21 protein-coding genes are annotated in these 20,340 nt (G+C 37.4%); 8 read left to right on the top strand and 13 right to left on the bottom strand.

Going from position 1 to position 20,340, the window contains the following annotated elements:
- The first annotated feature begins 30 nt into the window (after nucleotides 1–30).
- The 5 genes from FVB32_RS11965 to FVB32_RS11945 all read left to right on the top strand — a co-directional run bounded on the left by FVB32_RS11965 (nucleotide 31) and on the right by FVB32_RS11945 (nucleotide 4,138).
- Entirely contained in the window at nucleotides 31–561 is a 531-nt protein-coding gene (locus FVB32_RS11965; protein ID WP_147744030.1) for an RNA polymerase sigma factor, read from the top strand.
- Nucleotides 562–1,359: an anti-sigma factor gene (locus tag FVB32_RS11960; protein WP_147744029.1), complete on the top strand. Its 798-nt coding sequence runs from the start codon at nucleotides 562–564 to the stop codon at nucleotides 1,357–1,359.
- An 86-nt stretch (nucleotides 1,360–1,445) separates the two neighbouring features.
- The gene (locus FVB32_RS11955; RefSeq protein ID WP_147744028.1) at nucleotides 1,446–2,450 is read left to right on the top strand and encodes a bifunctional helix-turn-helix transcriptional regulator/GNAT family N-acetyltransferase; all 1,005 of its coding nucleotides are present in this window, start codon (nucleotides 1,446–1,448) and stop codon (nucleotides 2,448–2,450) included.
- A 27-nt stretch (nucleotides 2,451–2,477) separates the two neighbouring features.
- On the top strand, nucleotides 2,478–3,752 hold the full coding sequence (locus FVB32_RS11950) for an RNA polymerase sigma factor (protein WP_147744027.1): 1,275 nt from the start codon (nucleotides 2,478–2,480) through the stop codon (nucleotides 3,750–3,752).
- 29 nt (nucleotides 3,753–3,781) lie between these two features.
- Nucleotides 3,782–4,138, top strand: coding sequence for a YciI family protein (locus FVB32_RS11945; RefSeq protein WP_147744026.1), 357 nt, complete (start codon nucleotides 3,782–3,784; stop codon nucleotides 4,136–4,138).
- A gap of 70 nt (nucleotides 4,139–4,208) precedes the next feature.
- Here FVB32_RS11945 and FVB32_RS11940 read toward each other — a convergent pair whose 3' ends face one another.
- Nucleotides 4,209–4,859 carry an OmpW/AlkL family protein gene (locus tag FVB32_RS11940; protein WP_147744025.1) on the bottom strand — a complete coding sequence of 217 codons (651 nt, stop codon included), beginning with the start codon at nucleotides 4,857–4,859 and terminating at the stop codon, nucleotides 4,209–4,211.
- A gap of 177 nt (nucleotides 4,860–5,036) precedes the next feature.
- On the opposite strand from FVB32_RS11940, the gene FVB32_RS11935 reads away from it, so the two are divergent.
- Complete coding sequence (locus FVB32_RS11935) at nucleotides 5,037–5,567, top strand: mechanosensitive ion channel family protein (RefSeq protein WP_147744024.1); 531 nt, start codon at nucleotides 5,037–5,039, stop codon at nucleotides 5,565–5,567.
- A gap of 105 nt (nucleotides 5,568–5,672) precedes the next feature.
- Here FVB32_RS11935 and FVB32_RS11930 read toward each other — a convergent pair whose 3' ends face one another.
- The 4 genes from FVB32_RS11930 to FVB32_RS11915 all read right to left on the bottom strand — a co-directional run bounded on the left by FVB32_RS11930 (nucleotide 5,673) and on the right by FVB32_RS11915 (nucleotide 10,745).
- Nucleotides 5,673–7,922, bottom strand: coding sequence for a TonB-dependent receptor (locus FVB32_RS11930; RefSeq protein ID WP_246139881.1), 2,250 nt, complete (start codon nucleotides 7,920–7,922; stop codon nucleotides 5,673–5,675).
- A 12-nt stretch (nucleotides 7,923–7,934) separates the two neighbouring features.
- On the bottom strand, nucleotides 7,935–9,209 hold the full coding sequence (locus tag FVB32_RS11925; protein ID WP_147744023.1) for a tetratricopeptide repeat protein: 1,275 nt from the start codon (nucleotides 9,207–9,209) through the stop codon (nucleotides 7,935–7,937).
- Between the two features lie 76 nt (nucleotides 9,210–9,285).
- Nucleotides 9,286–10,029 (bottom strand): DUF4331 domain-containing protein, encoded by a 744-nt coding sequence (locus FVB32_RS11920; protein WP_147744022.1) that lies wholly within the window; start codon nucleotides 10,027–10,029, stop codon nucleotides 9,286–9,288.
- 23 nt (nucleotides 10,030–10,052) lie between these two features.
- On the bottom strand, nucleotides 10,053–10,745 hold the full coding sequence (locus FVB32_RS11915) for a DUF4331 family protein (RefSeq protein ID WP_147744021.1): 693 nt from the start codon (nucleotides 10,743–10,745) through the stop codon (nucleotides 10,053–10,055).
- Nucleotides 10,746–10,915: 170 nt separating this feature from the next.
- Here FVB32_RS11915 and FVB32_RS11910 point away from each other — a divergent pair, with 170 nt between their 5' ends.
- Entirely contained in the window at nucleotides 10,916–12,109 is a 1,194-nt protein-coding gene (locus tag FVB32_RS11910; RefSeq protein ID WP_147744020.1) for an LETM1-related biofilm-associated protein, read from the top strand.
- Between the two features lie 86 nt (nucleotides 12,110–12,195).
- Here FVB32_RS11910 and FVB32_RS11905 read toward each other — a convergent pair whose 3' ends face one another.
- From FVB32_RS11905 to FVB32_RS11870, 8 genes are all read right to left on the bottom strand, one after another.
- Entirely contained in the window at nucleotides 12,196–12,951 is a 756-nt protein-coding gene (locus tag FVB32_RS11905) for a LytR/AlgR family response regulator transcription factor (protein ID WP_147744019.1), read from the bottom strand.
- A gap of 21 nt (nucleotides 12,952–12,972) precedes the next feature.
- The gene (locus tag FVB32_RS11900) at nucleotides 12,973–13,305 is read right to left on the bottom strand and encodes a 2TM domain-containing protein (RefSeq protein ID WP_187269565.1); all 333 of its coding nucleotides are present in this window, start codon (nucleotides 13,303–13,305) and stop codon (nucleotides 12,973–12,975) included.
- Between the two features lies 1 nt (nucleotide 13,306).
- Nucleotides 13,307–13,612, bottom strand: coding sequence for a 2TM domain-containing protein (locus FVB32_RS11895; protein ID WP_147744017.1), 306 nt, complete (start codon nucleotides 13,610–13,612; stop codon nucleotides 13,307–13,309).
- A 2-nt stretch (nucleotides 13,613–13,614) separates the two neighbouring features.
- Nucleotides 13,615–13,917 carry a 2TM domain-containing protein gene (locus FVB32_RS11890; protein WP_147744016.1) on the bottom strand — a complete coding sequence of 101 codons (303 nt, stop codon included), beginning with the start codon at nucleotides 13,915–13,917 and terminating at the stop codon, nucleotides 13,615–13,617.
- 43 nt (nucleotides 13,918–13,960) lie between these two features.
- Nucleotides 13,961–14,239 carry a 2TM domain-containing protein gene (locus FVB32_RS11885; RefSeq protein ID WP_147744015.1) on the bottom strand — a complete coding sequence of 93 codons (279 nt, stop codon included), beginning with the start codon at nucleotides 14,237–14,239 and terminating at the stop codon, nucleotides 13,961–13,963.
- A gap of 192 nt (nucleotides 14,240–14,431) precedes the next feature.
- Nucleotides 14,432–15,754 carry a 2TM domain-containing protein gene (locus tag FVB32_RS11880; RefSeq protein WP_147744014.1) on the bottom strand — a complete coding sequence of 441 codons (1,323 nt, stop codon included), beginning with the start codon at nucleotides 15,752–15,754 and terminating at the stop codon, nucleotides 14,432–14,434.
- Between the two features lie 6 nt (nucleotides 15,755–15,760).
- Nucleotides 15,761–16,381, bottom strand: coding sequence for a tetratricopeptide repeat protein (locus tag FVB32_RS11875; RefSeq protein WP_147744013.1), 621 nt, complete (start codon nucleotides 16,379–16,381; stop codon nucleotides 15,761–15,763).
- Nucleotides 16,382–16,557: 176 nt separating this feature from the next.
- Complete coding sequence (locus FVB32_RS11870; protein ID WP_147744012.1) at nucleotides 16,558–17,667, bottom strand: glycoside hydrolase family 10 protein; 1,110 nt, start codon at nucleotides 17,665–17,667, stop codon at nucleotides 16,558–16,560.
- 271 nt (nucleotides 17,668–17,938) lie between these two features.
- Between FVB32_RS11870 and FVB32_RS11865 the strand changes: the two genes are divergently transcribed.
- Nucleotides 17,939–20,338: a TonB-dependent receptor gene (locus FVB32_RS11865; RefSeq protein WP_147744011.1), complete on the top strand. Its 2,400-nt coding sequence runs from the start codon at nucleotides 17,939–17,941 to the stop codon at nucleotides 20,336–20,338.
- Nucleotides 20,339–20,340 lie beyond the last annotated feature (2 nt).

The raw sequence follows: 20,340 nt of genomic DNA, 5'->3' as shown, positions 1-20,340 counted from the left end.
ATAGCTTTTTATATCTTTGGTGGACCAGCTATGAATTTAGACGACCTCATACTTCAATTTCAGAAAAAGGATAAAACCGCTTTTGAGAAATTATACAATATGTATGCAGAAAACATCTGTGGGGTCATCAATACCATCATTAAAGATGTGGAGCGCTCCCAAGAACTTTGTCAAGATGTATTCATCAAAATATGGGATAAATCGGATAATTATGACGCTTCAAAAGGACGTTTCTTTACTTGGATTTTGAACATAGCCCGCAATACTGCCATCGATGAACTGCGGTCAAAATCCCATAAAAACCAAAAGAAAAACCTCTCCATGGATTCTTTCGTAGATACTTATGAAAATGGCGAGGATTTAGAGGGAAAAATTGATGCCATTGGTTTGCAGTCCTTATTAAAAGGGCTAAAAGACAAATGTATTCTTTTGATAGATTTGCTTTATTTTAAAGGGTATACACAAAAAGAAGTATCTAAAGAACTAAAAACGCCTATTGGCACGATAAAAACACGTTTGCGAAGTTGTATTTCCGAATTACGGAAAAACACACAGTTATAAATGGATATTGAAAAATACATAGCGTCCGGAGTTTTAGAACTCTACATTGCTGGATCACTTAGCCCTGAAGAAAATTTGGAGGTGCAGCACTATGCCATACAATATCCCAAAATTCAAAAAGAAATTGAGGCCATTGAAGCCGCAATGTTGCAACTGACCAAAACGGTCTCTCCCGGAATTCCAGAAGATGGTTTTAATAAACTAAAACCTGAACTGGATGATCTAATTCCATTTTTGCCTACCGCTTCCGAAAAGAAAACTCCATGGAACAGCTATTTAGGCTGGGCTGCTTCCCTGTTGTTTGCTGCAGGATTAATATGGGTTTATCTGGAAAACAATACTCTAAAATCGGAAATAGAGATCACCAATCAAGAAAAGCAAAGTCTGGAAGAAATTCTATCTGGAGTACGTAACAAAGTAACAAGTCAAGAAACCCTACTTCAAGCATTACGCGACAAAAATGTTACTGTAATAGATTTAGGAGGGCAAACCGTATCCCCAAGGTCTTATGCCAAAGCGTATTGGAACAAAGAAGAAGAAAATGTCATTATTGATGCACAAGGACTCCCAGAACCTCCAGATGGGTATGCATATCAGGTATGGTCATTAAAGTTGGATCCACTAACACCGACTAGTATTGGACTTCTAGAAGATTTTACCGCAGATAACAACAAAATGTTTACACTTCCTAACCCCAATGATGCCACTGAGGCATTTGGAATTACCTTGGAGCCAGAAGGTGGTAGCGAAACCCCTACCCTAGATCAGCTCTATACCCTGGGTGCAGTTGGTCCCTAACTGCTTTTTTCTTAATTAATTGATAAAGTATAAATATCAATTGTCGGGTTTGAATTATATTTACGTAACCAGTTACGTAAATTATCATGAATCACGATTTTCTTCCAGAATTGGAGCATTTAGGCTTCACCGCACGCATAAAACGATTAAACGAAAAGATCGTTTCTAGCACCATCGATCACTATTCTAGCTTAAATCTAGATATTGAACCTAACTGGCATGTTATCTTTTTGTTGTTAAAACAGAGAGAAAGACTCACTGTAACGGAAATTGCCCAAGCTTTGGGGTTTTCCCATCCAGCTATGATAAAAATAACCCGAAAAATGAAGGAGCAAGGTTATTTAGAAACCTTTAAAGATGAAAAAGACGGTAGAAAAATGCTCATTCAGTTATCAAAAAACGGGAGAAATGTATTGCCCCTATTTGAAAAAGAGTGGCAACGGATTCAAGATGTATTAAAAGAGGTGGTGGACTCTGATTTTCTAGAAAAACTCTCCCATTTGGAACAAGCGTTGCAACAGAAAAGTTTTAAGGAGCGCTACACCAAACGTTTTCCGCTTAAAAAATCAATTGACGTATTTACTATTAGGAATGCGAAGTCATCAGAGTTTAAAGAAATAGGGAAACTGATGGTTAAAGTCTATTCTGAACTGGAAGGATTCCCAAAAGCGGATGAGCAACCACAATATTATAATACCCTCGCCAATATAGGAGATTTCACAAAGAAACCTGATACGGAACTATTGGTTGCACTATCCAATGAAGGGGAAATCTTGGGTGGTGTGCTATATTTTAGTGATATGCAGCATTATGGCTCCGGAGGCACTGCTCCCTTGGAAAAAAACGCCTCTGGTTTTCGACTTCTGGCTGTAAATGATTCTGCAAGAGGGTTAGGAGTAGGAAAAGCGTTAAGCAAAGCTTGCATTAACAAAGCCAAAGAGAAAAATCATCAACATGTTGTTATACACACTACAGATTTTATGAAAATTGCATGGAGAATGTATGAAAACCTGGGTTTCAAAAGATCAGAAGATTTAGACTTTAAACAATGTAAACTGCAAGTTTATGGGTTTAGACTAAAACTGAAGTAAATTAACCAAAGAAAGGTATCTTTATAAATGAGTGATCCTAATTTGACCCGAAGCCATGAGTTGACTTCTCATTTTTTCAGAAATGAATATGGAAAGCTTGTTGCTGTTATTACTCGTTATTTAGGAACAGAAAATGTTGAAACAGCCGAAGATATTGTTCAGGAGGCTTTGCTAAAAGCCACAGAACATTGGGAAATGCGGGGTATTCCCGAAAGCCCCAAGGCTTGGTTATACACCACTGCAAAAAACATTACCCTAAACGTTCTTAAACGGAAAAAACACCAACGAGATTACGCAAATTCCATTGAAAGACCACGTTTAGATGAAGCGTTTTCTTTTTCTGAGGAAATTATAGAAGACAGCCAATTGAAAATGATGTATTTCTGTTGCCATCCTTCAATTTCAGAAAATGCTCAAATTGCGCTTATTTTAAAGATTTTATCGGGCTTTAGTATTGTGGAAATAGCCAATGCCTTCTTTTCTAATGAACAGACCATAAATAAGAGACTTGTTCGCGGAAGAAAGCAAATGCGTACAATTTCCTTTGATCTTGATTCAAAAGATGTAATTGAAGAAAGGCTAGGCTCCGTACTCAAAACCATTTATCTCATTTTTACAGAAGGCTATTTTCCTTCCCATAAGAATAGTGTCGTTCGTTCCGACCTTTGTTTAGAGGCTATTCGCCTAGCAAAACTATTAACAGAAAGCAACAACATTGTGGACAAAACAGATTGTTACGCCCTTTTGGCATTAATGTACTTCAATATATCTAGGTTTAAGTCACGTATTTCAGATGATGGTGAAATCATCGATTTAAAAGAACAAGACCGGTCTAAATGGGATGCTCCACTCATCCAGACTGGCACTCAGTATTTGAATAGAATTACTGAAGGGAATAGCATAAACAAATATGGTATTTTGGCAACTATCTCAGCAAATCATTGTATTTCACCTTCCTATGAGGCTACCAATTGGGTGCAAATACTAGCACTATATGATCAATTGTTGTTACTGGAAGACTCTCCCATTGTACACCTAAACCGAATCGTAGCTTTTTCTGAGGTTGAAGGAAATGAAAAAGCGATTGAAGAATTGTTTCAATTGGAAGCTAGGTCAGACATTGCCAATTATTATCTCTACCATTTTACCTTGGCGGAATTGTACAAACAATGTTCTAAGCATAAAAAAGCACAACTTTATTACGAAAAAGCTTTCCATTTGGCACGTAATGAAAGGGATAAAGAACTTTTACAAAAAAAAATCAATACCCTTGTCCTTATTCCTCCATCTCAGTTGTCTTAGGGGCAAATCTTAATTTAAAACAACGTATTATGAGAGAATTTCTATTACTCATCAGAAGTGAGGAAGAGCCTAAAGCCAATTTATCACCAGAACAAATGCAACAGCATATTGAAAAAATTGGAGGGTATTTAAAAAGGCTTACTGAGGAAGGTAGGATGAAATCAGCACAACCATTGGAAATGCAAGGCACCATGTTATCATACAAAAATGGCCAAATTGTTGACGGACCCTATAATGAAACCAAAGAAATTATTTCGGGGTACTACCATTTATTGGCAAAAGATTTGGATGAAGCCATTGCCATTGCAAAACAAGATCCAAGGTTTGAGGAAGGTATCTGGCGTATGGAGGTAAGACCAATAAAACATGTAGAGGGCATTAACTAAAAAGCATCCAAAGTAAAAACGGCTTGGTCACCCCAAGCCGTTTTTTTTTTATTAAACCGAGAAACTAAAACTACAGTTTTACTCCTACCCCAAATCCAATAATCCAAGGATTAATATCAACATCTGCACCGACTGTTGCACCAAGTGCGGTAGTTGCATCTATAGTTGCATCTGTGCTCAAGAAGAGTTTTTTAACATCGACGTTTAAAAACCATTTGTCGTTGAGCATATAATCGAACCCACCTTGTAATGCATAACCTATGGAAGTATCATAGTCTACATCATCCGCTACAGGGCCCTCATCCACTCCGTAAAACAGGGTTAAGTTAAATCCTGCACCTAGATATGGTACCAAATCGCCACCAGTAAAATGATACTGTCCTGTTAAAGTTGGTGGAAGTAACCATACGTGACCTAAATCTATATCGCCAGCTGAAGTTCCAACCGCTTCAACATCGTGCTTGGTGGTGGCTAAAATCAATTCTACTGACCAGTTTTCATCAAAGAAATAAGAAATATCCAGTTCTGGTACCACAGTAGTGGATATTGACGCATCTCCACCAATAGCCTCAATATCGGCACTTTCATCTGGTGTCACCACAATTCCTCTCAATCTGAATTGCCATTTACTCCCATTATCATTTGTTGCTTGGTCCTGTGCTATTACAAAGTTCATAGAGCTTAAGAGCACTACCAATAAAGAAATTCCAATTTTTTTCATCGTTGCGTGTTTAAAATTTAGCCAAAACTAGTCCACTCAATAATCAAAGAATATGATCTTTATCATTGTAGAAAAATTTGTATTTAACTGCCCTTCTTTTAAAAAATCAAAAATTTGAAGACGGCTTGAAAACAAATTATAAATAGGTAATTTGCACTAGCATAAATTACAACTGGTATGGAGGGTATCATGTCTTATAAAGTTCAGATTCTAGTCACGTTTATTTTACTGATGGTCATATTTGGTTTGAATTCTTTGAGCAAAAGAGCAATTAGAAGGTTTGGTAAAATCAGTGCAATAGACATGAACAATAGAAAAATCATTTTCTATTTAAGTAACTTGTTTTTTTATGGGCTTGCTGTTATCGTAATCACCTTAATTTGGGGAGTTAATTTACAAGAATTCTCCGTTTTCATTTCTTCTTTTCTTGCCATCGTTGGAATTGGTTTTGTGGCTCAATGGTCCATACTTTCAAATTTAACGGCTAGTGTTATTTTATTTTTTAGTCATCCGTTGCGTCTTGGAGATCGCGTGAGGGTAATGGACAAAGATTTTGACTGGACGGGAAAAGTTGAAGATATTAGTGGTTTTTACCTTTTTATGCGAACCGATGATGGTAGAAAGATTTCTATTCCCACCAATCTGGTTATTCAAAAAGGTATTGAAATTCTTCATCCTGATGAGGAGGTCAAAAAACTTGAAAATTAAAGGAAAACGCCACGGTACTCCCATGGCGCTTCCTAAAAACAACATACAACCAAACAACAATCTTTACATTAGTTGTTTTACCATAAAAACACCTATTTCCTATTTCTAAAAAACGTACCGCAGCCCTGTCCTTATGGAGAAAGGGGTACCTGGGGTGAAATGAATTTCCTCAATTGCGACTTCTTCTCCAAGTAATCTAGAGTTCGTTACAAATTGTGCTTCTTTCCATTTTGTATTGAACATATTTTCTATACCAAAAGTCAGTGAGATGTTATTGTTAACAGCATAATTCATATTCATATCAGTAATAAAATATCCTTCGGCAGCAATGGAAAAATCCTCATTGGCAGGCCGGTTTCCAAGATACCTATAGGTTAATCCTCCTGAAAAGTTCCCCATTTTTGAAAATTGTAAACCTCCTGATAAGGTAAAGCCAGGAGCTAAAGGAATATAATCCATTCCCTGCTCAGCTTCTAAGCTCCTTGCATGACTGTAGGTAGCATCTGCATATAAAAAAATCTGGTTGTTTAGTTGCGAACGTACTCCCAAATCCAATCCATAACGGGCAGATTTTCCATTAGGTTCCACTATTCCTTCGTCACCCACATAAACGAATTCCTGATCTGATTGTAGTGTCCATAAAGCAGCATTAAACAAGAGGCCTTCCATCGGTTTCCAAATGGCTCCAAGATCAACTCCATAAGCCTTTGGAAGTTTTTGGTTTGTACTTTGCAAAACAGTCCTGGTGTCATTACTATGAAATCCTACCCCAGATTTTATATAGTATTGCATCTTATTATTTGGGGTATACACCAAATTTAACTTGGGAGAGAAAAGCATATCCGCTGTTCTCTCATTAGTAGATGAGTTTTGAAGAAAATCTGCATACTTAAAAGAGAATCCATCTAATCTAAGGCCAAAATTCATCAACCAAGTTTTCCATTTAAGTTTTCCGGATAAAAACGCGTAGGTATTTCTTTCGGTAATATCTCCCAGTTGAACATTTTGAAGGGTTGAATTTCTATTCAGGGTACGCGAAAGTTCAATATCCTTAATGTCGTCATTGCGAACACCTGTTCCGGCTTTGATGGTAAGTGATTTGTCCTCCAAATCAAAAGTCTTGCTAAGTCTCAGATCAAATCCTGAAAGAAGTCGATTTTCCTCCTGTTTTATTTGATCGCCATTAACTGGGTCATTTAATAAAAATGTGAAATTGGAAAATAATTGAAATTGATAATTTGTCACAAACGCAGACAATTTCAAGTTAACATCATTTTCAAAAACCGTATTGAAACCAAGATTCATGGAGGTACGCGAAGTTGTACCTCCTTCGGTATCATCTATACTTCCAAACCTACCTATTAATCCACTTAACACAGCTCTTTCAGGAATTTGGCCAGAAGCGTTCCATGTACTTTGAAAATGGTTTGCTCCCACTGTCAACCTACTTCCATTTGAAAATAAATGGCTATACTTCCCAAAGAGGTTAATCCTTTCAAAATCCTGTGGAGATTCAAAATACCCTTCCGAAGCGATAATTTCAGAAGCTAAATACGCCTTGTCTTCGTTTGTGTTTACAACATTGAACATGCCCAACCCTCTTTTTAATCCAAAACTGCCTAACTGTATCTCAGCCACGTTTTCATTTAAAACATTTTTGGTTTCAAAATCTACATAGCCCGCGGTATTGAAGTTCCCTTTTTCAGCATAGTAAGGACCTTTGCCAAAATCCACACTTTTGATGCTTTCAGGTATAAGAAAATGTAGGTCCGCATACCCTTGGCCATGCGCATGGGAAACCATATTTACTGGCATTCCATCTACATTTATGCTAATATCCGTGCCATGATCTAGATCAAAGCCTCTAAGAAACATTTGTTCTGCTTTTCCTCCACCTGCATGCTGACCAATAAACAAACCTGGAACTTTTCTCAGTATTTCTTGAGATGACTTAACTGGAGTTTTGGCCAAATCAACATCTATAATCTCATTTAAGGTATTCAGCGTAGGGCGAACAATTACCTCCCTTAGTTGATACACATCCTCAGTCATAACAACGATAAAGTCCCTATTTACAGTTTTATCTGTTACCAAAATCCATTCTTTTTTTAATCCCAAAGCACCTACCTCGATAGAATCGCCAACCCTGGCATCCTTCAATACAAACTGTCCAAATTCATCTGAATAGCTGTATGTCTCATCACTTTTGTTAATGATATAGGCTTCTGAAACAGGTTTTCCCGTATGATCAACAAGTTTTCCCGAAAAACTCGTCTGGCATAACATCGGCCAAGCCCATAGCAGAAAAATCTGCATAAAGAATGTCTGCTTTATGAATGTTCTCTTCCCTTTCATAAATCAACCGGTCTATAGGTTTAGAATTTGGCCCTCCTTGGTTGGCCCTAACTCGTAAATAGCACCTAGAAGCTCTTCTTTCAATGCGGAAACCTTGGAATCTAATCCGTTAGCTTTATATATTTCAGCTGCATGTTGCAGGATAGCTGGTTCAAATGTTTTGCCACTAATATGGTTTTCGACAAGTTCCAAGGCCTTCTCTTTTTCTCCTTTTTTGAAAAAACTGTAGGCCAATAAATCGTATGATTCTGGGGTTGGTCTATTCTTAACTTCTACTTTGGCCAGTGCTATCGCCTTATCGTTAGCCAGTAATTCATTCAAGTAAAAGTCTATATTGTAACTATTGTACATATCAACATAGGCTTTGTTCTGCACCATAGTATAGTAGTCATCAAAAGCTTTCATTTTAAGTAATTCTTCGCCCATGAATTCTGCAATTTCTGCTTTCAACAAATAGTAATCTGGTGATTTATGGGTTTCTAAAACCGCATCCAGAATACGAAGTGCTTCTTTTCCATTTCTTTCGTGGGAGAAGACAATCCAAGCAAGTCCTTTTTTTGCATATGCATTTTGATTATCAAGTTCCAGAGCCTTTAAATAGTATACATATGAATCCTTAATACGCCCTGCATGTCCATAATAATCTGCTAAATTGGTGTAAGACCAGATTAATAGCCCTTTATTCTTGGATGACTCCGCTTTTATTTTGGCCTTTTCCATTAAGCGGATTGTAGTATCTAAATCTCCCTTATGATCATTCCATTTTGCCAACCGAATCAAGTATCCGAAGTCAGACATATTTTGAAGACTATCAAGATATGCTTCTGCTTTATCATAATTGCCCAGTTCTAGGTGAACATCAAACAATAAGCTACGGGATTCGTCAAGGCCACTACCCAATTCCCTCGCAGATTCCGCAAGTTTTAAAGCTTCCTTGAATCTATGTTGCGAAATATAGTTGCGAGCTAACGCCCTTTTATATCCTGCCTTACCAATCGCTGCTATCTCTACGGCTTTGGTGAGTGCCTGTTCTGCTTTCTTTAAATATTGAATATCGCCCGTGTTTTGAAAAAAGCGATTGTACTCACTCGCCACATTACCGAAACTCAATAGTTGTGTGCTGTCCTGTTTTATTTTGGCATTCCAGAGTTCAAAGTATTTTGAAGTTGTTTTTGCTGGAGTGGCAACTAAATACTGATTGTAATCTTCTTGATGTGTTCTAAATTTTGATTCTTGCTGGCATGAAACCATCAAAATTGTCGCTAAAAACAATAGTGTATATTTCATTTTTGTATGTTTTGTTGTAGTTGTAGTTTTAAATAAGGGAGAGGACAAAGTCCCCTCCCCTTCCCTTTCATAGCAATTACTCAGGATTTCCCAAATAAGGGAAAGTTGTAGAAATCTCGGCGGTTAAGCCTACTCCGTCTGAAGTCAATCTGGGCAGGTCTGACACACCATCGTCATCCAAATCTTGTCCGCTAAAGCGATTGCCTTCCGCTCCACCAAAGAACAATATCAAAGAAACATCAATAATATCGTCACTAGGTGTTCTTCCTGTTAAAGCAACCTCGTCACCATCTGGAACCAAAATGCGCCCATCATTATCAAAATCGGTCCCCGGATTAAAGTAAGTGGTAGGTAAATCTGGTGCTACTTCCAATACATCTGCTGCCAAAACAGTGGTAAGCGTGGTGGCATCCAAACCAAGAATGTTGTTTTCATAGTTTACAGCGGCGGGATCCAACCCTAACTTGTTGGCGTATACATCATGGTATTGTTCCAATCTGTTTTCAAAACCTTCTTGAAAAATGCTTACCATCTCTGAAGGAATAGCTACGTTATGTGCATCTTTCACGCTGGATTGTCCATCCAAGTCAAAACTTAAAGTGGTATTTATTCCTGGTCTCCCCATAAAATCTACTTGGGAAAAGGTTCCAGAAAAGTCTACCCCCATCATGTCATCGTCCATCATATCATCATCCATCATCATATCATCATCCATAGCCATATCATCTGGCACCATTGCGTCGTCATCACTGCTACAGGCTACCACTAAACTCAAAATAAATAGTGAGGCCATTATGCTTTTAATCTGCTTAAGTTTCATGTTTCTAAATTTTAAATGTTTAATTATTGTTTTTTGTTTGTTGTCACCCAAGTCTTGTACACATTTAATCCTAATGCATTTGTAGCTGTTGGAGTGCCCAGCATACTGTTTGGAATTTCAATAGCAATGGAAAGTGTATTGGCCCCATCAAAGGTGTCCGTTGCTTCCTCGGGAGCAAAAAATCCGCCAGGCGCAGAATCCATCTCTGGAGAGATAACCGCATTGAACTGAAAGAAGTCAAAGAAAAATGGATCTTGCCTTGGCCCGGCAAACAAGGAAACGCCCTCTGTCGTTGTTTCTACTATTGGAGTTGTAGATGATATTTCAACATTTCCAAGGGCAGCATCAGTTAAAACTTGGCTGCTTAATCCCGTTGTAGATGGGGCAACAGGTCCAAAGAAATACATTTTACCATCTCTAGCAATAGCTTGAATCACCTGATCTTCCACTAAATCCCCATCTAAATCAATATTGATTTCAGTAAGCACATCCTCATCAAAGGTGCCATAAGCTAGTTCTGGCAGTACATCGGACTGAAGATCTACAATAAAAGTGGTGTCATCTGAACCTTCACTTGGTTCAAATGCAAAAAAATCAGCAATGTCGGCAGTCGTCCCTCTCGAGGATGGCGCATCAATATGATCTGCTGCCACTAGTGCTATTGTTGCAAGGACCAATGTGCCCATGCCTGTTAAATACTTAGTTGTTTTTTTCATTTTGAATTTACTTTTTATGTTTATTACGTTCCTACCTACGGAACCTTTAGAAAGAGGGTTTGGTTTTTATATGTTAAAAAAAACTTAATGTGCTTTTAACCTAAAAGGATGGCGATTCTTCGTATTAAGTCTTTTAATTTGTGTTATTTTGAAAGACAAAATTTAACCTAATGAACCCCTCTTCTTCTGGATGGATTAACAAGTTTGGGCATCTAGCACAAGGTGAAACGGCGCACTTTCCCAATTTTGAAAGTTTATATCAAGATTTAAAAAAGAATGGGTTCGTCTATGGTATCCATCTGGACATTCCTTCATTTATTGATGTTGAGCATGCTTTGACTGAGGATGAAGTGGCCAAGATCAATTTACTCACAGCACTTTATTTCACTTTCCGATTTGAAAAAGGTGACTCGGATTTTGAACTTTTTGTAAACACAGTTTTTGATTATTATCAATCTTTAGAGGTTGGCAAAATATCCTTTCTAAACAAGATTCTAAGTGGAAAACAGACGGAATCGCAGTTAGAAAAACTATTGGACTCTAGAATATACTTAGGCGGGAATGCCTTTAATAGGGCATTTGGGAACAGTCTTACCAATTCTCTTTTATATGTAGATGTATTGATTTTTAGAGTTTACCTGCAAGGGTATACTTCCATAATGGAACATGCACAATTGTTGGAATATGTAACTATTAATATTGCCTACCATGCTCTAAATTCCAAAGAAGCAAAGAAAGCAGATGCAAAACTCATACAACTTTTAGCATCTTCCTTAACATATGTGAATTCAGAAGAGTCGAATTTTGATGGTACCTATAGAGATGTACTAAAGCAAAATTTTACCAAATGTGAGAAGGATTATTTTATGGACATGGCTTGCTTGACCATTTGGGAAGACAAGTCTCTGGACTATACAGAATCCGATTATATTCTGAGTCTTGGAAAGGATCTTGAGAAGTCTAAAAAAGAGGTGAAATCGGCCTTGGATTTTGTAAAGGATTTCTTTGAAAAAAATAGCGACAAAGTTGCCTATTTAAAAGACAAAAATTTGGCCCTTCAATTTTATGATGGAATGTCGAAAAACGTTAGCAAATTAATTTTAAGAAATAGCAAAAGACTCAAAAGAGAGCTTACTGAAAGTAAAGAATTAGTTGCGCTTTTATCAAAATCTGCCGTGAAAGAATTGGACTCAGATGAGAAGAAAAAAGTTCAAAACCAATTACTCGATATCTTTAAAAGTATTCCTTCCTTAGCTATTTTTATGTTGCCAGGAGGTGCCGTTTTGTTACCAATTTTTATTAAATTGATTCCTAAATTATTGCCTTCCGCGTTTGACGACAATCGAGTGGAGGAAACCAGCTGATTTTAAGCAAAAAAGCTATCATAAGAAAAATCTATGGAGATTTATTATTACAATTAAATAATTGATAATCAGTTTTTTAAAATATTCTATTCCAACCACAACTTAAAGTCCCTAACACGCTCTCGACTTACAATGATTTCCTGCTCACTATAGCGATTTAGCTTGATTTGAAGCCTTGAATTAGTGTACGAAATGATGTCGTTGATGTGATTGATGTTCACATAAAATTTTCGACTGATCCTAAAGAAAACTTTTGGAGATAGCTCCTCCTCCAATTGCTCAAGCGTTGTATCCAATAAATAATTTCTACCATCCGATGTAGCGGCATAGGTACCTTTGTTCTCACTGTAAAAACATTCTACCTCATCCGCATTTATAATTTTCAAATGCTGCCCCACCTTCACTGTAAATCGTTTTTTGTATTCGCGCTCCAAAGGGTTGGTCAACAGCTTTTTTATGTCATTAAAATCGACTGAAATCTTTTGGTTTTCTGGCTTAAAATCCTGGTACTTTTTTACAGCACTTTCCAACTCTTCATCGTCGATTGGTTTTAACAAATAATCGATGCTATTTAGCTTGAATGCCTGGAGTGCATATTCATCAAAAGCAGTGGTGAAAATGATTGCGCTTTTCACCTCAATGATATCAAATATTTCAAAAGAAAGACCATCGGATAATTGGATATCAAGAAAAATTAAATCAGGATGCGGATTGTTTTGGAACCATTCAATTGATTCTTCAACAGAATGCAACATTGTGGAAACCTCAACATTTAAATCTGCAAGTAAACGGTTTAATCTTCTTGCAGCCGGTTTTTCATCTTCAATGATGATTACATTCATTATTCTTAATTTAAATAATTTTTAGAATTGAGTAGCGTCATTTTCCTCTTTATCTATATACTTTTGAATTTGTCTTTCCTCCCATTTTCTGACCATAGGGTGGCTGAACACCTTGGCAGCATGTATTGCAAGAAAGAACCCCCAGATAACCGGTGTGGATACTATATTCCAAACCACCCATTTAGATAAATCGGTTTGCTCTAAGCCGTTACTCTCGAAAAAGCCCATAAAATATGCCTTAATGCCTAATAACAGGATGTTTACGATAATGTATATGCTTAGGTGATTGTAAAATTTCTTTAGACATGCCACTCTTTTCTTGGCCCTTTCCATACTTGTTGGTACTTCTTTCATCTTACTTGTATTTATCCATTTCTTTTTTGTCCTTGTCGATATATTTTTGAATCTGCCTTTCTTCCCAATTCCTTCCAAAAAACGGATTGTAATTGAACACCTTGGAGGCATGGAAGAAAACTCCAATTCCCCAAGCAAAAAGGGTTACGAAGTGTTGCCATTGCCAAAAATCATCGGTCTTCAAGTAAATATTTATAAGAATGAACGTATTGATTACTATGTAAATAGCCAAATGGGAATAGAATCCTTTTAATTCACCAATCTGCTTTTTGGCTCTTTTTAGTTTCTCTTTTTCAAAATTTTCCATGATTACTTCCACTTTTTAGTTTTCTCATCTTCCTCCATAAATTCCTTAATTTTCCGCTCTTCCCAGCTCTTTCCAAAAAAGGGATTAAGATTGAAGGTGCCTATGGCGTGAAAAATAACCCCTATGCCCCATCCAAAAGCGGCCCATAGAAACCACATATAGCGAAATCCGTTGGTTAAATAATTGATCAAGGCCAAGGCAGAGATAACCATAATATATGTCCAGAGATTGGCATAGAACTTTTTCAGTACATCTACACGCTCTTTTGCCTTTATATATCTGCTCTCTTTATTTAAGTTTTCCATGTTCATTATTTTATTAGGATGTACATTTAAATATACTGATTCATTAGAACTCATTCTGGTTCATGAATTCCTTTATTTTGCGTTCTTCCCAATTCTTGCCTAATATCGGATTGTAACCATAAGCTTTCATCCAATGTGCCAATAGACCAACTCCCCATCCAAAGGCAGGAAAAATGGCCCATACAAAGCTTGTGGTTCTATAATTTATATAGGCCAAAACTGGGATTACAATGCAATAGCTTAACAAATTGGAATAGAAGGATTTGATATTATCTACCTTTTCCTTTGCTCTGGTAAACTGGTATTCGTTAAAATTTTCCATATCGTATGTTTTTGATTGATTTCTTGTTTTTAATTATGAATCAAATTTCGATATAAAGGGAGGCTCTTAAAAAAGTAGATTCGTGAACTGTTATTTTTGAAGGATGAATTGTAGTTACACAACAAATATGGGGGAGATAGCAAGTAAATTATTTGTGTTTTACATTCCGATGACCAAGCTTTAAGAAGAACTTTAAAATTCATCCTTGTCCATTAATTCTTGAATTTTTCTTTCCTCCCATCTTTTGCCCCAGAGTGGGTTGTAGCCATATGCTTCCATGCCATGTGCAATAACACCAAATCCCCAACCTATGGTTGGAAATAACGCCCACATGAAATCTGTGGTCTTTAAATTAATCCACCATAGAAATGGAATTACAATACAATATGTAATCAGGTTTGTATAGAAATCTTTAATAGCCTTGACCCGTTCCTTAGCCTTTAAGTAACGTTTTTCCGCAATATGGGTTTCCTGCGTTTCAACAATAGTTAACTGTTTGGTCAATATAGGAATCGCTACACTAAATTTCGAAGCAGTTTTAGTTATACTTACCTCTCTGTCCGTTAAAATTTCATAGCGTTCCTTTATATTCTGAAGTCCCACCCCACTACTCTTTTTAACTACCTGTTTTTGTTGAAGGTTATTGCTTACCACCAGCATTCCATTTTCTTCGCTCACGCTAATATGTAACGGTCTGGTAGATGTAACCACATTATGTTTTACCGCATTTTCAAGCAATAATTGAAGGGATAACGGTACTATTCGCGCCTCTGGCATGCTAGATTTTTCAGGAATATCAAAAACAATGCTGTCCTCAAAACGCATTTTTAAAAGCCTCACATAAGTCCTTGCAAAATTGAGTTCCTCATCTACCATGACCAGGTCTTTATTTTTTTGTTCTAGAACATATCTATACACTTTGGACAATGAAGTGGTGAACTTTTGTGCTTGATCTGGATCCTCTTCTATAAGACTGGTCAACACATTTAAGCTATTAAAAAGAAAATGCGGGTCTAATTGGTTTTTTAAGGCATCGAATCTAGCCGAAGCACTACCTGCAATGATTTTTTGTTTTTTAACCTCTTTCTTTTGTAAAGCACGATAAAAATAAAAGGCATGTGTAAAAAGGGAAGCTATAAGCGTAATGACCAATGCAATCAAATATGGGGTCAATTTCTCATTTCCGATGAACTCCCCAAGAGCGTTGCCTGTGAAATAGTAGTAAATGCAAAAACGCAACAGTGCAAAAACCGCAATGGTAAGCACAAGAGATCCTACAGCACCTATCCATAAACGTTTTTTGGGATTGTTCTCCCATTTATAACGATGGTTTACAGCATCATGGAAATAAGAGTTTACAGCTGTTAAACCAAATGAGAAAATAAAACTTATCACTATTTGTTGTGTGATATATTCCAAGGAAAAGTTGCCATTCCCAAAAATAAAAATGCTGAGAATGGCAACAACAACTGTAATGATCAAAGAAAGTCCTAAAACCTTCAAAAAATTCTTCATATTCTTCTATTTGCACTGTGCCAATACCTGCTCAGCTCTTTCCTTTCCCCATCCAGGATAGAATGGTGTTTCCGATTTAAAGGTAGCAAAAAGTTCCAAGGCCCTTTCTATATCTTGGCAATATGGTGTAGTATCCTTACCAAAATATCTGGCACTCCCCATATCCCATTCCGCTTTTGAAAAGATGACCCTTGGGTTTTCTGGGGCCAATTCCATCGCCTTCTGATAAAGCTGTGCATTTTTACCAGATAATGTCATTCCATAAGTTGCACCATCAAAAGCGATCCAAGCAGTATTGATCATAGCTTCTTGCACTAAAATTTCAGGATTATCTGGCGAAACAGCTTTAGCTAAATCTATAAACTCCTTTGCCTTGTCCAATTTTTTGGATAATTTCTCGAGGTCCGTTTCACCAAAAGAATTAATAGTATTTATCTGCGCAACATAATAGTGTGGCAGCCAATTGTCCTGTTCTGCCATAGCAATTCGCTCAAAGAGATTAGCTGCTTCTGTTGGTTTCTGGTCTTGCCAGAGTTGAAAAGCTTTTTCCATTCCTTTGGTGTACTGGTCCTGTGCACTAAGTGCTCCAACAAATAACAGGATTAAAATTTTTGCTAGTGTTTGCATAACTGTTCGTTTTTTGATTATTGTTACTACAAAACTGCGGTACAACGAAGGGTTTCAACAAAAAGACTTACTGAATTGTAGTTTTTTAGGGATGGGTTGTTCTCAGTGGTAAATAAAAAAGCCCGCCAACCTTAAATCGGCTGTCGGGCTCAAACTACGCTACTAAACAATATTAATTACTGACTACTATAATCTTTATAAATAGCTTCTTCAAAAGCTTCCCAATGCGCATCCGTCATTCTACCAGGAGTAAACAAGCAAATACCAGTTGCGCCATTTTGCATTGAAACTGTTATGGCTTCACCTATTTCTTCTGGAAGTAAGCCGTGGTTTTCTGGGTCTTTTTCACTCCCCTTCTTTTCTGGATTAGGACAAATAAATAGACCACTGTATACTGGAGCTCCATTTTTGGCAGCAGCTACTTCTTCCTTGGTCATTTCACCGACCCATTTTGGCCCTTTTAAGTAAAAATCATTATAGTTCATTGGGTACACCGCATCCAAATCCCATGTATTCCATTCTTGTCTTACCAATTTTTTGGCAATTGTAGGGCCAGGGAACACAGCGGCATTGATTTTTTTGTTTTTGGAATGAACCACTTCTGTTAAACGATTGACCATATTGGTAATAAGGTCATATCTAAACTGTTTCCATTCCGTAACTTGAGATGGATCTTCTACCTCTTTAATATCTATCCCTGACTTTGCTTTAAAATCTGAAGTGCATTTATCACAATAACAATAATCAAATTGGGGATGTTCTATATCCATGACCAGTCCATACTTCTCCCAAAGCCCTCTTGCCAAAATCACATCAGGGAAACGGATATAATCCAAGTGTATTCCATCTACCTCATCCAGTTCGGCAATTCCACCGTATAAGTTGGATAAAAAGTCATAAACTCCGTCTTTATTGGGACAAAGAAATGTGTAATGCGGCACATAGGCTGGTTTTTCAAAAGCTGATTCTCCTAAACCATTTACAGCATACCATTCCTTTTTCAGTTTTGGATTTTCACCTTGTACCATGGTAGGAATCCAAGTATGGAATTCCATCCCAGCTTCTTTTACCAGTTTTCCAACCCTCTTGTATGTTTCAGGGTCATGTCCACCATTATACATTAACCCATCTATACCTTTTTCCTTAAGATCCGTAAACTGGGTAACAAGTTCTTTATCTGTAGCTTCACCGGGGCCGCTAATCCATGCATATACCGGAATCTTATTTTTTTCAGTACATGCCGTTAAAGAAAAAGCAATGGCCAGTAGAATGAGGAATCTGTTCATTTAAATTGATTTTTGTGTTTGCCGGTTTGAATTTAACTAATCTTTTTTGGCAAACATTGGATTCTTAGCTAAACGACATATGAGCTCATATGAACACCTAATTTACAGGGTGTTTGAGGTTTACAATACAAAAACCTGCTACGTACTTCAATATAAATCCCTTGTTCATAATATTTCTTTTCGTTTTGATGCAACCTTTTTTTTTTTCAAATGTCATTAGGTGGAACAAATCATATTTCGGTTTGCTTTTAATCATAAATCAAAAAACAAAATGAAACAAAAGAAGGAAAGACATAAGCTGATAACGTTATGCATCGGTTTATTTCTAATGCTAGGCGTATCACTAGCACATGCACAAAACAATTACACCATTAGTGGGAACGTAACCGATAAAATAAATGGGGAAACCTTATTTGGCACTTCCATTTTTTTAGAGGGAACAACCATCGGAGCTATTACCAACGAATATGGATTCTACTCCATAAGTGCCCCTGAAGGTTCCTACACCTTGGTTTTCTCCCATTTGGGCTATAAGGAAATTACCATGACTGTTACATTGGACAAAAACCAGAAGATTGATATTGAAATCGAGGAGTTTTCTACACAATTAGATGAAGTGGAGGTCACTGCCGAAGAACCGGAGCGCGCAATTCTAAGAAAACCTGAAATGAGTGTCTCTAAACTAAACGTAAAAACAGTCAAGCAGATGCCAGTAGTTTTAGGTGAAGTAGATGTGATCAAATCACTTCAAGTGCTACCAGGGGTTACTAGCAATGGAGAAGGATCAAGCGGTTTTCATGTTAGAGGTGGTGCCGTAGACCAGAATTTGGTGCTCTTGGATGAAGCAATCATCTACAATACCTCCCATATGTTGGGATTCTTCTCTGTTTTTAATGCAGACGCGGTAAAGGATCTTAAATTATACAAAGGGGGCATCCCGGCCAAGTTTGGTGGACGTGTATCTTCCGTTCTCGATGTGCGACAAAAAGATGGAAACAGTAAAAACTTCGCTCTAACAGGTGGTGTTGGCGTAATATCAAGCCGGCTTGCCGCTGAGGGTCCTATGTTCAATAATCGTGGTTCTTTTCTTGTGGCAGGTAGAGGCTCGTATGCACATTTATTCTTAAAATTGGCAGGGGAGAAAAATAGTGTCAGTTTTTACGATTTAAACCTTAAAACAAACTACAACCTTAATGATAATAACAAACTATTCCTTTCAGGGTATTTTGGCCGCGATGTTTTTGACTTTGATGGCTCGTTCAGTAGCAGTTACGGTAATGCATCCGGAAACTTAAGGTGGAACCATATTTTTAACGACAGGTTGTTCTCAAATCTATCCTTGATTTATAGCAAATACGATTATGAGCTGGGGATTGAGGATTTTGAATTTGATTGGATTTCTTCCATCAAAAACTATAACGCAAAGTATGACCTAAAATATTACTTCAGTGATGCATTCAAATTAGATTTTGGTGTTAGTACGATAAAATATGAGTTTGATCCCGGCCAAATAAAACCAACGGGGCCCGATTCTGCTATCAATGAATTGCAGTTGGACAAGAAACGTGCCCTTGAAAGTGCAGCCTATGTTAATGCAGAGCATAGACTCACAGATAATTTAACCGCCCAATACGGGATACGTTTCAGTCATTTTAATAGAATGGGCGGACAGCCTCTTTCCATATATCAAAATGATCAACCTTTAGTGTATAACCCAACGCTACAGTTTTATCAAAGGGCAGACCCCATTAGTGAAACTATTTTTAAGAAAAGTGAAAGCATAGAAACGTTCAGCAATTTTGAACCTCGTCTTGCCTTAGCCTATCAACTCAACGATTATTCTTCAGTAAAGATGGGATATTCCAGGGCAGCGCAGTACATACACTTACTATCCAATACTTCTTCAGTAACTCCTTTAGATGTTTGGACACCGAGCGGCAAGTACATCAAACCACAACTATCTGATCAGTATGCCCTTGGGTATTTCAGAAATTTTAAGGATAAAATGTATTCCCTAGAGGCGGAGGTGTATTATAAAACCGTAGATAATCGAATCGATTATATTGATGGATCGGATTTAATTGGTAACAATACCATAGAACAAGAGATTTTAAACGGCGAATCAAGAGCCTATGGCCTTGAGTTGCTTATGCGGAAGAATGAGGGTAGGTTGACAGGATGGATAGCGTATACCTTGTCCAAGTCTGAGCAAAGAACTCCGGGTGATATCGCCGGTGGCCCTGGAATCAATAACGGCGATTGGTATAATACTCCTTTTGATAGAACACACGATATTTCGGTTACCGCCGCCTATAAATTCAATGACAAGTGGAGTTTTGGCGCAAATACTATTTTTCAAACGGGTAGACCCGTTACGTATCCAAATGGGCAATACCAATATGAAGGTATTTCCATCGCTAGTTATTCAGACCGTAATGCAGATAGATTGCCTGCTTATTACCGTTTGGATGTTTCCGCAACCTACAAACCCAACAAAAGACCTGATAAAAAATGGAAGGGCGAATGGGTCTTTGGCATTTACAATGTGTTCAATCGAAAGAATGCTGCTTCCATTTCATTTGGACAAAATTTTGAAACCGGAGCCAACGAAGCGACCCGTACGGCAATCTTCGGAATTGTTCCTTCAGTCACCTATAATTTTAAATTCTAAAA

It is taken from the genome of Flagellimonas hymeniacidonis, from assembly GCF_008040165.1.
Lineage (GTDB): Bacteria > Bacteroidota > Bacteroidia > Flavobacteriales > Flavobacteriaceae > Flagellimonas > Flagellimonas hymeniacidonis.
This window is presented reverse-complemented; position numbering and strand designations above follow the sequence as displayed.

Coding starts and splice junctions, on each gene's coding strand:
- FVB32_RS11965 (WP_147744030.1), top strand. CDS start 31: ATGAATTTAGACGACCTCATACTTCAATTTCAGAAAAAGGATAAAACC.
- FVB32_RS11960 (WP_147744029.1), top strand. CDS start 562: ATGGATATTGAAAAATACATAGCGTCCGGAGTTTTAGAACTCTACATT.
- FVB32_RS11955 (WP_147744028.1), top strand. CDS start 1,446: ATGAATCACGATTTTCTTCCAGAATTGGAGCATTTAGGCTTCACCGCA.
- FVB32_RS11950 (WP_147744027.1), top strand. CDS start 2,478: ATGAGTGATCCTAATTTGACCCGAAGCCATGAGTTGACTTCTCATTTT.
- FVB32_RS11945 (WP_147744026.1), top strand. CDS start 3,782: ATGAGAGAATTTCTATTACTCATCAGAAGTGAGGAAGAGCCTAAAGCC.
- FVB32_RS11940 (WP_147744025.1), bottom strand. CDS start 4,859: ATGAAAAAAATTGGAATTTCTTTATTGGTAGTGCTCTTAAGCTCTATG.
- FVB32_RS11935 (WP_147744024.1), top strand. CDS start 5,037: ATGGAGGGTATCATGTCTTATAAAGTTCAGATTCTAGTCACGTTTATT.
- FVB32_RS11930 (WP_246139881.1), bottom strand. CDS start 7,922: ATGAAAGGGAAGAGAACATTCATAAAGCAGACATTCTTTATGCAGATT.
- FVB32_RS11925 (WP_147744023.1), bottom strand. CDS start 9,209: ATGAAATATACACTATTGTTTTTAGCGACAATTTTGATGGTTTCATGC.
- FVB32_RS11920 (WP_147744022.1), bottom strand. CDS start 10,029: ATGAAACTTAAGCAGATTAAAAGCATAATGGCCTCACTATTTATTTTG.
- FVB32_RS11915 (WP_147744021.1), bottom strand. CDS start 10,745: ATGAAAAAAACAACTAAGTATTTAACAGGCATGGGCACATTGGTCCTT.
- FVB32_RS11910 (WP_147744020.1), top strand. CDS start 10,916: ATGAACCCCTCTTCTTCTGGATGGATTAACAAGTTTGGGCATCTAGCA.
- FVB32_RS11905 (WP_147744019.1), bottom strand. CDS start 12,951: ATGAATGTAATCATCATTGAAGATGAAAAACCGGCTGCAAGAAGATTA.
- FVB32_RS11900 (WP_187269565.1), bottom strand. CDS start 13,305: ATGAAAGAAGTACCAACAAGTATGGAAAGGGCCAAGAAAAGAGTGGCA.
- FVB32_RS11895 (WP_147744017.1), bottom strand. CDS start 13,612: ATGGAAAATTTTGAAAAAGAGAAACTAAAAAGAGCCAAAAAGCAGATT.
- FVB32_RS11890 (WP_147744016.1), bottom strand. CDS start 13,917: ATGGAAAACTTAAATAAAGAGAGCAGATATATAAAGGCAAAAGAGCGT.
- FVB32_RS11885 (WP_147744015.1), bottom strand. CDS start 14,239: ATGGAAAATTTTAACGAATACCAGTTTACCAGAGCAAAGGAAAAGGTA.
- FVB32_RS11880 (WP_147744014.1), bottom strand. CDS start 15,754: ATGAAGAATTTTTTGAAGGTTTTAGGACTTTCTTTGATCATTACAGTT.
- FVB32_RS11875 (WP_147744013.1), bottom strand. CDS start 16,381: ATGCAAACACTAGCAAAAATTTTAATCCTGTTATTTGTTGGAGCACTT.
- FVB32_RS11870 (WP_147744012.1), bottom strand. CDS start 17,667: ATGAACAGATTCCTCATTCTACTGGCCATTGCTTTTTCTTTAACGGCA.
- FVB32_RS11865 (WP_147744011.1), top strand. CDS start 17,939: ATGAAACAAAAGAAGGAAAGACATAAGCTGATAACGTTATGCATCGGT.